Consider the following 13187-nt stretch of genomic DNA (forward strand, 5'->3'; position numbering starts at 1 on the left):
ACGTCGTCCACGACACCAATGGGCCACCCCCGCGGCACGATTCGCGCGGCCGCAGCCGTCAGGCGAGAACGGCGCGCAGTCGACGCAGGAACAGCACCGGCACGACGGGCATCGCGACCGTGACGAGGCCGGCCAGCCCGTAGGCGACCCACGACGCTGACTCGTGGTCGGTGGCGAGCAGATAGGTGGCGATGCCGATCAGCGCCGTCGCTCCCCCGACCGCGGAGGCGATGATCACCGGGCAGCGCAGCATGATCTGCTCGACCGCCGCGGTCGGGAACCCGATCCGGCTGCTCGCCGGTGGTTGCGGCTGCCGCCGGATGACGGGAACCGCGGCTCCGCGCAGGTTGCTCGTCTCGACGGGGTCTCCGAAGGCCGCACCGGGCCGCTCGGTCCGCGCCGGCGTCCCCGCGGCCGGCGTACCGGGGGCCGGGTCGACCTCGGCGGAGGCGCGTCGTGCCCGGATCAGCAGTGGCACGGCGGCGATGATGACCACGGCCGATACGCCGATCACCGTGTACAGCAGCCAGGGCGTCTCGGTGTCCCCGTCGGCGCCCGGTGCCCTGCTGCCGAGGTTGGTCAGCGCGACCACGGCGGCGACACCCGCGCCGAGCGCGAGCAGCCACAGCGCGGCGCACACGCCGAGCAGGATGCGGTCGGTCTGGTCGAGGTGGTCGGGATTGAGCCGCGATTGTGGGGCGGCGCCGATGTCACTGGTCATCAGCAGCTCGTCTGCCAATCGTTGGTCTGTGACGACGCGATGGTCTGGCCGTCGCTGGTGGTGATCGAGCAGTTGAGCTTCGAGAGCCGCAGCAGGCTGGACGCCTGCACCGAGCCGTACTCCGACATCGAGATGGGCGTCACCGTCAACGACCACGGGATGTACACGTTCTGCTGGGTGCGCTGCCGACCCGAGGCGTCGGTATAGGTGATCGAGATCCGGTCCAGCGGCGCCTTGGTCCCCGTCACCGTGTACGTGATGAACCTCGGCCCGGCCGGCGCGGGGGGCGTCGTGGGCGGCGGCGGCGGAGGTGGCGGCGGCGCTTCGACGACCGGTGGCGGTGCCTCCTCGGTCGACGGCGGCGGCGGCGGCGGCTCGCTGGTGGGCGGCGGGGGCGGCGGGACCTCACTGGTCGGCGGCGGGGGCGGCGGTGTCGTGGTGGTGGTCGTCGTGGTCGTTGTGATCTCGTCCTGGACCGGCGGACTCGAGGTCGTGGTGGTCGCCGGCGTGGCGAGGTCCGTGCTGTCGGTCCGGGCGACGAGCAGCGTCACGGAGACGACGAGTGCGATGGCGGCGACGATCGCGACCACCCCGACCACCCAGGGCCACTTCGGCGGGTCGCCTGCGACGTGTGGAGCTGGCGGGTCATAGGTGTCGTAGTCGTAGAGGCTCGCCTCGGGCGGCACGTAGGGCCCGCTGGTGAACTGCTCGGCCTCGGGCGCGGAGTACGCGCGCGAGTAGATCTCCGTCTCGCCGGTGGGCGGAACGTCGTGACCCGGTTCGTTGGGCTCCGGAGACTCCGGTCCCGGGGAATTCGGCCCGCTCATCGCCTGTCCTTTTCAGCCTGACCAACTCGACTGCTCGATCGGCGCGACGTCAGCGAGTTCACCCGTGATCGACCGTGCCCCGGCAACAGTACCCAACCGGGTTCACGGCAGGCTCCCAGGACGCGGCTCATCGCTCGAGTGGCGGCCGTATCGTGACCCGGAACCCTGCGTGTCAGTGCTTCTCGGGGCCGATGTAGTACTCGAAGACGAGTCCCGACACCGTCGAGAGCACGAACGCCACGCCCGCGACGATCAGCCAGGGCAACCACATGGCCAGGCCGACGGCGGTGACGGACGCGGACAGCGCGATCAGCAGCGGCCACCAGCTGTGCGGGCTGTAGAAGCCCAGCTCGCCGGCGCCGTCGGCGACCTCCGCGTCCTCGTAGTCCTCGGGGCGGGTGTCGAGTCGACGTGCCACGAACCGGAAGAACGTGCCGGTGATCAGCGACAGTCCGGTGGTGAGCACCAGCGCGGTGGTGCCTGCCCACTCGATGCCTCCGTTGGCGTACAGCGCGGTCAGTGTGCCGTAACCCACGGCGCACAACGCGAAGAACGCGGTGAGGAACTCGAACAGCCTGGCTTCGATGTGCATGAGGTGTCGTCCCTACCTATCTCGCCTGCGGAGCCTGCTCACCGCGACGGGTGTCGAACGGCTTGGTGGTGACGGCGGTCGGCGGCAAGCCGATGGCCACGAGGGCGTCGGCGTTGGTCGCCTCCGGGTTGTCCTCGCGGTACTGCATGTACGCCTTGAAGTCGTTCGGCTCGACGACGCGGACCTCGAAGTTCATCATCGAGTGGTACGTGCCGCACATCTCGGTGCACCGACCCACGAACGCGCCGGTCTCCTCGATCTTGCTGATCTGGAAGACGTTGTCGGAGTTGTTCGCCTTGGGGTCGGGCATCACGTCGCGCTTGAACAGGAACTCCGGGACCCAGAAGCCGTGGATGACGTCGGCCGAGGCGATCTGGAACTCGACGCTCTTGTCCTTGGGCAGGACCAGGATCGGGATCTCGGTGCTGGACCCGATGGTCTCGACCTTGTCGAAGTTCAGGTAGGTGCGGTCCTCGGGATTGAGGCCCTTGATGGGACCGACCAGTTCCTCGCCGTGCTCGTCGACGCCCTCGGGCTTGGACACCATGGCGTCCTTGCGGGCGTTGTCGACGCCGTCGTAGCTCATCGTGCCGTCGGTGAAGGCGATCTTCTGGTACCCGAACTTCCAGTTCCACTGGAACGCCGTGACGTCGATGACGACCTCGGGGTTCGGATCCTTGTGCAGGATCTTCTCCTGCACGACGACCGTGAAGTAGAAGAGGACCGAGATGATGATGAACGGGATGACCGTCAGCGTCAGCTCCAGCGGCATGTTGTAGCCGAACTGGCGCGGGAGTTCGGTGTCGGTCTTCTTCTTGCGATGGAAGACGCTGGTCCAGAAGATCAGGACGTAGACGATGCCGCCGACCACGATGGCTGCGATGATCGAACCGATCCACAGCTCTCGGTTCAGCTTGCCTTCGGGCGTGATGCCGTTGGGCCACCCGAGGCCGAGCGCCTCAGACCAACTGCAGCCGCTGAGCAGGAGGGTCATCCCGCCCAGAACCACGGACAACGCCACCAACTTCGGGCCGCGAGCGGACACGTTGGCGCCTCCTATAGAAGTCGGTTGACCGCAGGGCGGTCGGTGGACCGATGTGAATACTACGCAGCGTAGACCACGCCGGCGGAGGTGAGCGAAGCGACCGGGGGATGTGCCGGTGGGCAGGAGCGAAGCGACCGGGGGATGTGCCGGGTGTGGGTCTCCACACCGCCCGCCATTGGGCATACTGGCGCCGTGTGCGGACTCCTGGCCTACCTGACAGATTCGTCCGCCGGCGTCGCTGACGGGCTGGTCGACGCCGTGTCTGGCGCGTCGCACCTGATGCGTCACCGCGGTCCCGACGAGCCGGGCACGTGGGCCGACGACGCGTCGTCGCCGACCGTCGTGCTGGGGTTCAACCGGCTGTCCATCATCGACATCGCGCACAGCCACCAGCCGCTGCGCTGGGGCCCGCCGGAGTCGCCGGACCGCTACGTCCTGGTCTTCAACGGCGAGATCTACAACTACCTCGAACTGCGCGAGGAACTCACCGCGACCCACGGCGCGGCGTTCGCGACCGACGGCGACGGCGAGGCGATCGTCGCGGCGTTCCACCACTGGGGGCCTGCTGCGCTGAACCGACTGCGCGGCATGTTCGCGTTCACGCTGTGGGACACCGTGGAGCGCGAGCTGTTCTGCGCTCGCGACCCCTTCGGCATCAAGCCGCTCTACATGGCGACCGGCGCCGGCGGGACCGTGCTGGCGAGCGAGAAGAAGTGTCTGCTCGATCTGGCACCGGTCGCCGGGATCGACCTCGCCATCGACGAGCGGGCGGTGCAGCACTACACGGTGCTGCAGTACGTGCCCGAACCGGAGACGTTGCAGCGCGGGGTGCGGCGGCTCGAGTCGGGCTGCTACGCCCGGGTGCGACCCGGCGGCCAACCGGAGGTGACCCGGTACTTCACCCCCCGGTTCGACGCCGTGCCCTTCCCCGCCCGTTCGACTCCCGGCGGTGAGCAGGCCCGCTACGACGAGATCACCGCGGTCCTCGAGGACTCCGTCGCCAAGCACATGCGCGCCGACGTGACCGTGGGCGCGTTCCTGTCCGGGGGCATCGACTCCACCGCGATCGCCGCACTGGCGATCCGGCACAACCCGAACCTCATCACCTTCACCACCGGCTTCGAACGCGAGGGCTTTTCCGAGGTCGACGTCGCGGTGGCGTCGGCCGAGGCGATCGGCGCACGGCACGTGACGAAGGTGGTCAGCCAGGCGGAGTTCGTGGCCGCGTTGCCCGAGATCGTCTGGTACCTGGACGAACCCGTCGCCGATCCCGCGCTGGTGCCGCTGTTCTTCATCGCCAGGGAGGCTCGCAAGCACGTCAAGGTGGTGCTGTCGGGCGAGGGCGCGGACGAGCTGTTCGGCGGGTACACCATCTACCGGGAACCGTTGTCCCTCAAGCCCTTCGACCGTCTCCCCCGCCAGGTCCGCCGGTCGCTCGGAAGGGCCTCGCGTCCGCTGCCCGAGGGCATGCGCGGCAAGAGCCTGCTGCATCGCGGGTCCTTGACCCTCGAGGAGCGGTACTACGGCAACGCCCGCAGCTTCTCCGACGACCAGCTCCGCTCCACGCTGCCGAACTTCAGGCAGGAGTGGACGCACACCGACGTCACCGGGCCGCTGTACGCCACCTCGGACGGCTGGGATCCGGTGGCGCGCATGCAGCACGTCGACCTGTTCACCTGGCTGCGGGGCGACATCCTGGTCAAGGCGGACAAGATGACGATGGCCAACTCGCTGGAGCTGCGGGTGCCGTTCCTCGATCCCGAGGTGTTCGCCGTCGCCTCGCGTCTTCCGTTCGAGCAGAAGATCACCAGGACGACCACGAAGTACGCGCTGCGCCGGGCGTTGGAGCCGATCGTGCCCGCGCACGTGCTGAACCGCCCGAAGCTGGGGTTCCCGGTGCCGATCCGGCACTGGCTGCGCGCCGGCGAGCTACTCGACTGGTCCTACGCCACCGTCGCCGCGTCGCAGGCGGGCGGCCTCGTCGACCTCGCCGCCGTGCGCCGCATGCTCGACGAACATCGCAGCGGCACGGCGGATCACAGCCGCAGGCTGTGGACGGTGCTGATCTTCATGCTGTGGCACCAGATCTTCATCGAGGGCAGTGTGGTCCCGGAGATCCGGGAGCCCCACTACCCCGTCCAGCTGTAGGTCCGGCCCGTCAGGCCAGCGCGGCCGCAATCTCGTCGGCCGCGTCGGCGCCGTAGGCGTCGGCGACGCGCTTGAGGCCGGACTCCTTGTCCCAGGTCCACTCCTGCGGTCCCGGCGCCTCGAGCACGAGCGTGGCCACCAGCGACGCCAGTTGCGCTGCCCGCAGCAGGCTGAGGCCCGCGCTGCGGCCGGTCAGGAAGCCGGCGCGGAAGGCGTCGCCGATGCCGGTCGGGTCGTTCTTGTGATTCTCGGGGAGCACGTCGACGTGCAGGAACGTGCCGTCGCGGCCCACCAGGTCGACGCCCTTCTCGCCCAGCGTGGTGACGCGGAGTTCGATCTGGCTCATGACCTCGGCCTCGCTCAGGCCGGACTTCTGCAGGAGGAGGTCCCACTCGTAGTCGTTGCTGAACAGGTAGGTCGCACCACCGATGAGGCGCTTGATCTCCTCGCCGTTCAGGTATGCCAGCTGCTGGGACGGGTCCGCGGCGAAGGGCAGGCCCAACGCACGGCACTCCTCGGTGTGCAGGAACATCGCCTCGGGGTCGTTGGCGCCGATGATGACGAGATCCGGTGTGCCGACGCGTGATACGACGTCGGCGAGCTTGATGTTGCGGGCCTCGGCCATCGCGCCCGGGTAGAACGAGGCGAGCTGCGCCATGTCCTGGTCGGTGGTGCAGACGAAGCGTGCCGTGTATGCCGTCTCGGAGACGTAGACGCTGTCGGTATCGACGCCGTGCGAGTCGAGCCAGCCGCGGTAGTCGTCGAAGTCGGTGCCCACGGCACCGACGAGTGTCGGACGGCCGCCGAGTACGCCCATGGCGTAGGCCATGTTGCCCGCGACGCCACCGCGGTGCAGCACGAGGTCGTCGACGAGGAAGCTCAGGGAGACCTTCTGCAGGTGCTCGGCGAGGAGCTGCTCGGCGAACCTCCCGGGGAACCTCATCAGGTGGTCGGTGGCGATCGATCCGGTAACCGCGATGGTCACGAAGGGCACTCCTCAATTGGTTAACGCGTCTAAAGAATCGTACCCACAGCCGCATACGCATTGGTTTCGCGGTTGCCGGGGGTCGGTGCGATAGCCTAACAACGCCATGGCTGGACCCTTTCCGTACCCCGAATCGTCGCCGCAGAACCCCTACTCACCTCCGGGCGGACCGTACGGGCCACCGCAGCCGTACCCCGAGCAGGTCCCCGCCCACTACCCGGGCGCGCTTCCGCCGCCGGTGCCGTACCCGAAGAGATCCCGACGCCGTCCGCTGCTGTTCGCCGGTCTGGGCGTGCTGGTCGTCCTCGTCGTGGCAGCACTCGTGACCACCTTGGTGATGACGGGACGGTCCGACGACGATGCGGCCGGCGCGATGACGCCCGATCGGGCGAGGGGGGCCATTCAGGCCTACGTCGATGCGCTGACGTCGGGCGACGACGAGACCATCGCGCGCAACGCGTCATGTGGATTGTTCGACGAGATCAAGGACCGGCAGGCGGACATGTCGCTGGCGAACCTCGCGAGCGACGCCTTCCGGCGCCAGTACAAGGGTGCCGAAGTGTCGACGATCGACAAGATCGTGGAGTGGTCGCCCACTCAGTCGCAGGTGCTCTTCACGATGAAGGTGCAGGCGGCACGCACACCGGGTGGCGCCGAGCGTCAGGCGGTCGCGCAGATCCTCACGCAGGGCGACGAGACGCTGGTGTGCTCCTACCTGCCGCGCACCGGCCAGTACTGAACCGGCCGGTGCGGGAAGGCGTCTAGATCAGTTGAACGAGTCGCCGCAGGCGCAGGAGCCGGTGGCGTTCGGGTTGTCGATCGTGAAGCCCTGCTTCTCGATGGTGTCGACGAAGTCGATCGTGGCGCCCTGGATGTACGGCGCGCTCATGCGGTCGACGGTCAGGCCTACGCCGCCGAAGTCGGCGGTCAGGTCGCCGTCGAGGCTGCGGTCGTCGAAGAAGAGGTTGTAGCGCAACCCGGCGCAACCACCCGGCTGCACGGCGATGCGCAGCGCGAGATCGTCTCGGCCCTCCTGGTCGAGCAGAGCCTTCGCCTTGGCGGCGGCCGCATCGGTCAGGGTCGCGCCGTGGGTCTCGGTGGCGGTTTCGTTCTGAACGGTCATTGCTTCTCCCTGTGCATCGTCATGCGTCAGCACTGTCAACGGTACCTCCTCGGACCGCTATTCCCCGACCGTCGCGTCCCACTCGGCCGCGGTCCGTCGGCTCAGACCGGTCAGCTGGTTGGCGGCGTCGTCGATCGCGAGCTGGACCGATCCCGCGTAGTCCGCGATCGCGTAGGCGGCACTCACTCCCGCGGCGGCGAGGTCGTCGTCGGACAGCGTGATCTGTCCGGCCAGCACCAAGACGGCGGCGTCGTCGCCGGCCAGCCCGGTCAGCGCGCTGATGACCTTGCCGTGCAGCGACTGGTCGTCGAACCTGCCCTCGCCGGTGATGACCAGGTCGGCGGCCGAGACGTCGTCGGCGAGGCCGGTGAACTCGGCGATCACCGCCGCCCCCGACTCCCGCCGCCCACCCAGCGCGAGCAGCGCCGCGCCGATCCCGCCCGCGGCGCCCGCGCCGGGTTCGGACGTCACGTCGCGGCCGGTCGCGGCGGTCAACTCGGCGGCCCAGGCGGCGAGCCGGCGTTCGAGGACGTCGACGGTGGCGGCGTCGGCCCCCTTCTGCGGTCCGAACACTGCTGCGGCGCCCATCGGGCCCAGTAGCGGGTGTTCGACGTCACTGGCGACGACGAGGTCGATGCCCACCAGTCGCTTCCGTGCAGCGCTCAGACCTCCGAGCGCGTCGACGAGGCCCCTGCCGCCGTCGGTGCATCCGCTGCCGCCGAGCCCGACGACGATCCGGGTGGCCCCCGCGTCGAGTGCCGCGGCGACGAGTTGGCCGACTCCCCCGCTGTGCGCGTCGAGTGCGGTCTTCGTGGTCGGCGGTCCACCGAGCAGCGCCAGCCCGCACGCCTGGGCGCACTCCACGTAGGCGGTCCCTGACTCGTCGAGCACCCAGTCGGCGGTGACCTCGTCGGCGAGCGGTCCGCTGACGCGCGCGGTGCGACGCCCGCCGAGCCTGCTGGCCAGGACGTCGACGAAGCCGGGGCCGCCGTCGGACTGCGGCGCGAGGGTCACCTCGTCGGCGGCGCGGGCGGAGGTCCAGCCTCGCGCGATCGCCTGGGCCGCCTCCACCGCGGTCAGGCTGTCGCCGAAGCAGTCCGGGGCGATCAGCACGCGCATCTGAGCAGGGTAAGGCCGTGGCGTCCGGGGTGCATGCCGGTCGACCGGCGGGACCCGGACCGGACGCGGTCCGCCTCAAGTAATCTGGGAGCCGTGAAACTTCTCGGCCGCAAGAAGGACGACTCCCAACCGGAGGAGACTGATTCGGCCGCCGTTCCCGCCGATCAGGACGTCACCGTCGTCGACGGCGTGCGCACGACGGCTCCGAAGGGCAAGCCCACCCCGAAGCGGGACGCCTCCCGTCGCCGCGGGCCGGTGGCGCCTGCGCCGATGACGTCCGCTGAGGCGAGGAAGCGGCGCAAGGAGATCGGCGGTCCGAAGCTCACCAAGGAGGAGCGTCGCGCCGACAAGGCCGCTCGCCGTTCGGCCATGAGCGAGCGTCGCGAGAAGATGATGTCCGGCGAGGAGTCCTACCTCCTGCCCCGCGACAAGGGGCCGGTCCGCCGTCTCGCGCGTGACGTCGTCGACTCCCGCCGCAACGTGCTCGGGCTGTTCATGCCCGCCGCGCTGGGACTGGTCTTCATCATGCTCGCCGTGCCGTCCGTGCAACTGCAGCGACTGCTGTCACCGGCCATGCTCGTGCTCGTCGTGATCATGGTGATCGACGGCGTGATCGTCGGACGCAGGGTCAACAAGATCGTCGACGAGAAGTATCCGGACAACGTCGAGGGCGGGTGGAAGCTCGGCTTCTACGCCGCCAGCCGTGCGTCCCAGATCCGCAGGATGAGGGCGCCGCGCCCGCTGGTCAACCGCGGCGACAAGGTCACCTGACCGCGGTGCGGCTCCTGGTGCTCGGTGGCATCCGGTCCGGCAAGTCGGCCTTCGCGGAGGCCACGATCGGCGAGGCAGCCGGTGCTGAGCAGCCGGTTCGCTACGTCGCGACCGCCGCGCTGCGCCCGGATGACTCGGACTGGTCGACCAGGGTCGCCGCCCACCGGCTGCGCCGCCCACCCGAGTGGACCACCGTCGAGGACCAGGACCTCGCGATGCTGCTGCGCGCGGACCCGACCGTGCCCACCCTCGTCGACGACGTCGGCAATTGGCTGGTCTGGCTGCTCGACCGCCACGAGGCGTGGACGGGTGGCCCGTCGACCGCGGTGGCCGACGACGTCGACGCACTGCTCGACGCGGTGGCGGCGTTCGACGCCCCGCTCGCGCTGGTCAGTCCCGAGGTCGGGTCGACGGTGGTGCCAGCGACCGCGTCGGGTCGCCGGTTCGCCGACGCGCTCGGCACGCTCAATCAGCAGTTGGCCCAACGCTGCGACAGCGTGGTCCTGGTGGTCGCGGGCCAACCCCTCACCATCAAGGAGCCGGCGTGACGACCTTCGCGGCCGTCGCCGTGCCCGACCCCGACGTCGCCGCGGCCGCCCGGGCGCGGCAGGCCACCTTGACCAAGCCGCCCGGTTCGCTGGGTCGGCTCGAGGACCTCTCGGTGTGGGTCGCCGCGTGCCAGGGGCAATGCCCGCCGCACCAGTTCGAGCGGGCGCGGGTCGTCGTGTTCGCCGGTGACCACGGCGTCGCGGCGGCAGGGGTGTCCGCGTTCCCCGCCGAGGTGACCGCGCAGATGGTGAGCAACATCGAAGGCGGCGGCGCCGCGATCAACGTGCTGGCCGAACTCGCGGGTGCGGGCGTGCGACTGGTCGACGTCGCCGTCGACTGCGAGACCCCGCTGTCCGAGACGATCGGCGCCCACAAGGTCCGACGCGGCAGCGGCAACGTCGCCGTCGAGGACGCGCTGACCGACGACGAGGTCGCGGCCGCGATCGACGCGGGCCGCCGCATCGCCGACGAGGAGGTCGACGGTGGCGCCGACCTGCTCATCGCCGGTGACATGGGAATCGGGAACACGACTCCGGCAACGACGTTGATTGCCGCTCTGACCGACACCGAGCCCGTGGCCGTCGTGGGCCGCGGTACCGGGATCGACGACGCGGGCTGGATGCGCAAGACGTCCGCGATCCGCGACGCGCTGTTCCGGGCACGCCCCGTCATGTCGGATCCCGTTGCGCTGCTTCGCGTCTGCGGCGGTGCCGACCTCGCCGCGATGGCCGGGTTCTGCGCGCAGGCCGCGGTCCGCCGCACGCCCGTGCTGCTCGACGGCGTGGTGGTGACGGCAGCTGCGCTGGCCGCCGATCGGATGGCGCCCGGGGCACGGCAGTGGTGGCAGGCGGGTCACCGCTCGGTCGAACCGGCGCACACCCTCGCGCTGTCGCGGCTCGGTCTCGAGCCCATCGTCGACCTCGGCATGCGCCTCGGCGAGGGCACCGGCGCCGCGGTCGCCCTGCCGGTGCTGCGTGCCGCCGTGGCGACGCTGGCGTCGATGGCCACCTTCGCCGAGGCGTCCGTGACGGACCGCCCGGCCGACCCCGCTCCGTGATCGGTTCGCTCGTCTCGGCGCTGTCCTTCGCGACGGTGCTCCCGGTCCGCACCCGCCACCCCTTCGGCAGGGGCTCCATCACCGCACTCCCCCTCGTCGGCGTCGTCGTGGGCGGGCTTGCCGCAGCGGTGATCTGGCTGGCGGACAGGGGCTTCGGCGACGGCAGCACGCTGACCGGACTGCTCGCCGTGGCCACCGTGCTGCTCGTCACGCGCGGGCTGCACCTCGACGGCCTGTCGGACACCATCGACGGACTCGGGTGCTACGGACCTCCCGAACGGGCACTGGCCGTGATGCGCGGCGGCACGGCCGGACCGTTCGGGGTCGCGGCCGTGGTCGTGGTGATCGCGGCACAGACGTTCACGTTCTCGGCGATCACGCCGGCAGCCGTCGTCGTCGCCGTCGTCGCGGGCCGGGTGGCCGCGGTCGTGGCCTGCCACACCTCGGTGCGCCCGACCGAGGGCAGCACGCTCGGCGCGGCGGTGGCGGGCACCCAGCCCACCTGGGTGGTGGTGACGTGGGTGGCGGCGCTGCTGGCCGTGGCGACGACCGCGACCGAGCGGCCCTGGCAGGGGCCCGTCGCCGTCGCCATCGCACTCGTCGCGGCCGCGGTGCTCGTCGCCCACTGCGCGAGGCGGTTCGCCGGAATCACCGGGGACGTGCTGGGAGCGGCGGTGGAGGTGACGACGACGGTCGCCGCGATCGGCTTCGCCGTCGGCTGAGCTAGCCGTGCAGGAGCTTGAGTCCCACCACCGACGCCGTGATCACCCCGATCAGCACGACCTTCGCGACGGACACCGCCTCGTCGCCGGTGAGGAACGAGTACGTCGCGGTCAGCACGGCGCCGATGCCGACCCACACCACGTAGCTGGTCGCGGTCGGCAACTCGCGCATCGCGAACGCCAGCCCCGCCATCGACAGGAGCAGCCCGACCCCGAACACGACGGTGGGCGTCAGCTTCGAGAACCCGTCCGACTTGCCGAGCGCCACGGCCCAGACTGCTTCGAACACACCCGAGACGAATAGGACGATCCAGGACACGACGCACCTCCGTGGAGCGCCGTCTTGTCGCTGGCCGGGTACGGTGCCGCTCGTCCGGTGTCCGATCGTGGACACCTCGAGGTTAGCCGAGGCGAGTCATCCACCGGTGGGTGTCGGCGAACGTGCCGCGCTGGATCCCGGTCAGCGTGTCGCGCAGCGCCATGGTGACCTCACCGGGCCTGCCGTCGGCGATGACGAACTCGCCGTCGCCGGACTTCACGTGCGACACCGGGGTGATCACCGCGGCCGTGCCGCACGCGAACACCTCGGTGATCTCACCCGCGTCGGCCTTCTTGCGCCACTCGTCGACGTCGATCTTGCGTTCCTCGATCGCATAGCCGGCGTCGGTGGCCAACTGCAGCAGCGAGTCCCGCGTGATGCCGGGCAGCAGCGAGCCACTCAGCTCCGGGGTGACCAGACGTGCCGATCCGCCGCTGCCGAAGACGAAGAACAGGTTCATGCCGCCCATCTCCTCGACGTAGCGGCGTTCGATCGCGTCCAGCCAGACGACCTGGTCGCAGCCGTGCTCGGTGGCCTCGGCCTGCGCGAGCAGCGAGGCGGCGTAGTTGCCGCCGAACTTGGCGGCGCCCGTTCCACCGGGACTGGCGCGCACGTACTCCGTCGACAGCCACACCGACACCGGCTTGAGGCCACCCTTGAAGTAGGCACCCGCCGGGGACCCGATGACCATGTACCGGTACTCCGTCGCGGGGCGAACACCCAGTCCGGGCTCGGTGGCGAAGATGAACGGCCGCAAGTACAGCGACTCTTCGCCGCCCGCCGCCGGGACCCAGTCGGCGTCGACCGAGATCAGCTGACGCAGCGACTCGAGGAACACCTCGTCGGGCAGCTCTGGGATCGCCAGCCTGCGCGCGGAGGTACGCAGTCGCGCCGCGTTGGCGTCCGGTCGGAACGACACGATCGACCCGTCCGCCCAGCGATAGGCCTTGAGCCCCTCGAAGACCTCCTGCGCGTAGTGCAGGACGACCGCCGACGGGTCGAGTTCGATGGGGCCGTACGGCAGCACCGCGGCGTCGTGCCAGCCGCGGCCCTCGGTGTAGTCGATCGACACCATGTGGTCGGTATGGAACCGGCCGAAGCCCGGCTCGCGCAGGATGTCGGCTCGTACCTCGTCGCTCGCCGGTGACGCGTTGGTGGCAAGCGAGAACTCGAGGGGGCCATCGGTCATGGGGAAATCATATAACTCGT

Annotated in this window: 15 protein-coding genes and 1 riboswitch; of the genes, 6 read left to right on the plus strand and 9 right to left on the minus strand. The window is 70.0% G+C overall.

The features are described from left to right. Positions 1–58 precede the first annotated feature (58 nt). The 4 genes from G6N64_RS23085 to ctaC all read right to left on the minus strand — a co-directional run bounded on the left by G6N64_RS23085 (position 59) and on the right by ctaC (position 3185). Entirely contained in the window at positions 59–721 is a 663-nt protein-coding gene (locus tag G6N64_RS23085; protein ID WP_163800125.1) for a DUF2561 family protein, read from the minus strand. Further along, entirely contained in the window at positions 721–1548 is an 828-nt protein-coding gene (locus G6N64_RS23090) for an MmpS family transport accessory protein (RefSeq protein ID WP_163800127.1), read from the minus strand. Before G6N64_RS23090 ends, G6N64_RS23085 begins: the two co-directional genes overlap by 1 nt. Before the next feature lie 172 nt (positions 1549–1720). Next, positions 1721–2140 (minus strand): cytochrome c oxidase subunit 4, encoded by a 420-nt coding sequence (locus G6N64_RS23095; RefSeq protein ID WP_163800129.1) that lies wholly within the window; start codon positions 2138–2140, stop codon positions 1721–1723. Positions 2141–2156: 16 nt separating this feature from the next. Beyond that, positions 2157–3185: an aa3-type cytochrome oxidase subunit II gene (gene ctaC, locus G6N64_RS23100; RefSeq protein ID WP_163800131.1), complete on the minus strand. Its 1029-nt coding sequence runs from the start codon at positions 3183–3185 to the stop codon at positions 2157–2159. A 192-nt stretch (positions 3186–3377) separates the two neighbouring features. Between ctaC and asnB the strand changes: the two genes are divergently transcribed. Then, the gene (asnB, locus tag G6N64_RS23105) at positions 3378–5333 is read left to right on the plus strand and encodes an asparagine synthase (glutamine-hydrolyzing) (protein WP_163800133.1); all 1956 of its coding nucleotides are present in this window, start codon (positions 3378–3380) and stop codon (positions 5331–5333) included. Positions 5334–5343: 10 nt separating this feature from the next. On the opposite strand, the gene G6N64_RS23110 is transcribed toward asnB, so the two are convergent. Continuing rightward, positions 5344–6318, minus strand: coding sequence for a carbohydrate kinase family protein (locus tag G6N64_RS23110; RefSeq protein ID WP_163800135.1), 975 nt, complete (start codon positions 6316–6318; stop codon positions 5344–5346). Between the two features lie 106 nt (positions 6319–6424). Here G6N64_RS23110 and G6N64_RS23115 point away from each other — a divergent pair, with 106 nt between their 5' ends. Beyond that, entirely contained in the window at positions 6425–7057 is a 633-nt protein-coding gene (locus G6N64_RS23115; protein WP_163800137.1) for an Rv0361 family membrane protein, read from the plus strand. Positions 7058–7084: 27 nt separating this feature from the next. Here G6N64_RS23115 and G6N64_RS23120 read toward each other — a convergent pair whose 3' ends face one another. Together G6N64_RS23120 and G6N64_RS23125 are read right to left on the minus strand one after the other, a co-directional pair. Next, positions 7085–7441: an iron-sulfur cluster assembly accessory protein gene (locus tag G6N64_RS23120; RefSeq protein ID WP_163800139.1), complete on the minus strand. Its 357-nt coding sequence runs from the start codon at positions 7439–7441 to the stop codon at positions 7085–7087. A gap of 57 nt (positions 7442–7498) precedes the next feature. Further along, positions 7499–8560, minus strand: coding sequence for a glycerate kinase family protein (locus tag G6N64_RS23125; RefSeq protein WP_163800141.1), 1062 nt, complete (start codon positions 8558–8560; stop codon positions 7499–7501). A 93-nt stretch (positions 8561–8653) separates the two neighbouring features. Between G6N64_RS23125 and G6N64_RS23130 the strand changes: the two genes are divergently transcribed. Genes G6N64_RS23130 through G6N64_RS23145 form a run of 4 tightly spaced genes read left to right on the plus strand, consistent with a single transcriptional unit; the run spans position 8654 to position 11659 of the window. After that, complete coding sequence (locus G6N64_RS23130; RefSeq protein WP_163800143.1) at positions 8654–9331, plus strand: DUF3043 domain-containing protein; 678 nt, start codon at positions 8654–8656, stop codon at positions 9329–9331. A 5-nt stretch (positions 9332–9336) separates the two neighbouring features. Beyond that, entirely contained in the window at positions 9337–9879 is a 543-nt protein-coding gene (locus G6N64_RS23135) for a bifunctional adenosylcobinamide kinase/adenosylcobinamide-phosphate guanylyltransferase (RefSeq protein ID WP_163800144.1), read from the plus strand. Further along, positions 9876–10937 carry a nicotinate-nucleotide--dimethylbenzimidazole phosphoribosyltransferase gene (cobT, locus tag G6N64_RS23140; protein ID WP_163800147.1) on the plus strand — a complete coding sequence of 354 codons (1062 nt, stop codon included), beginning with the start codon at positions 9876–9878 and terminating at the stop codon, positions 10935–10937. The genes G6N64_RS23135 and cobT overlap by 4 nt, the downstream gene beginning before the upstream one ends. Beyond that, entirely contained in the window at positions 10934–11659 is a 726-nt protein-coding gene (locus G6N64_RS23145) for an adenosylcobinamide-GDP ribazoletransferase (RefSeq protein WP_163800150.1), read from the plus strand. Before cobT ends, G6N64_RS23145 begins: the two co-directional genes overlap by 4 nt. Position 11660: 1 nt before the next feature. Here the strand turns inward: G6N64_RS23145 and G6N64_RS23150 are convergent, their stop codons facing one another. Together G6N64_RS23150 and G6N64_RS23155 are read right to left on the minus strand one after the other, a co-directional pair. Continuing rightward, complete coding sequence (locus tag G6N64_RS23150; protein ID WP_163800152.1) at positions 11661–11978, minus strand: DMT family transporter; 318 nt, start codon at positions 11976–11978, stop codon at positions 11661–11663. Between the two features lie 13 nt (positions 11979–11991). Next, positions 11992–12056, minus strand: a riboswitch (guanidine-III (ykkC-III) riboswitch). Positions 12057–12060: 4 nt separating this feature from the next. Beyond that, positions 12061–13167, minus strand: a complete 1107-nt coding sequence (locus G6N64_RS23155) for a branched-chain amino acid aminotransferase (protein WP_163800154.1) — start codon at positions 13165–13167, stop codon at positions 12061–12063. Between the last annotated feature and the right edge of the window lie 20 nt (positions 13168–13187).

The sequence above is a fragment of the Mycolicibacterium sediminis genome (genome assembly GCF_010731735.1).
GTDB classification, from domain to species: Bacteria; Actinomycetota; Actinomycetes; order Mycobacteriales; family Mycobacteriaceae; genus Mycobacterium; species Mycobacterium sediminis.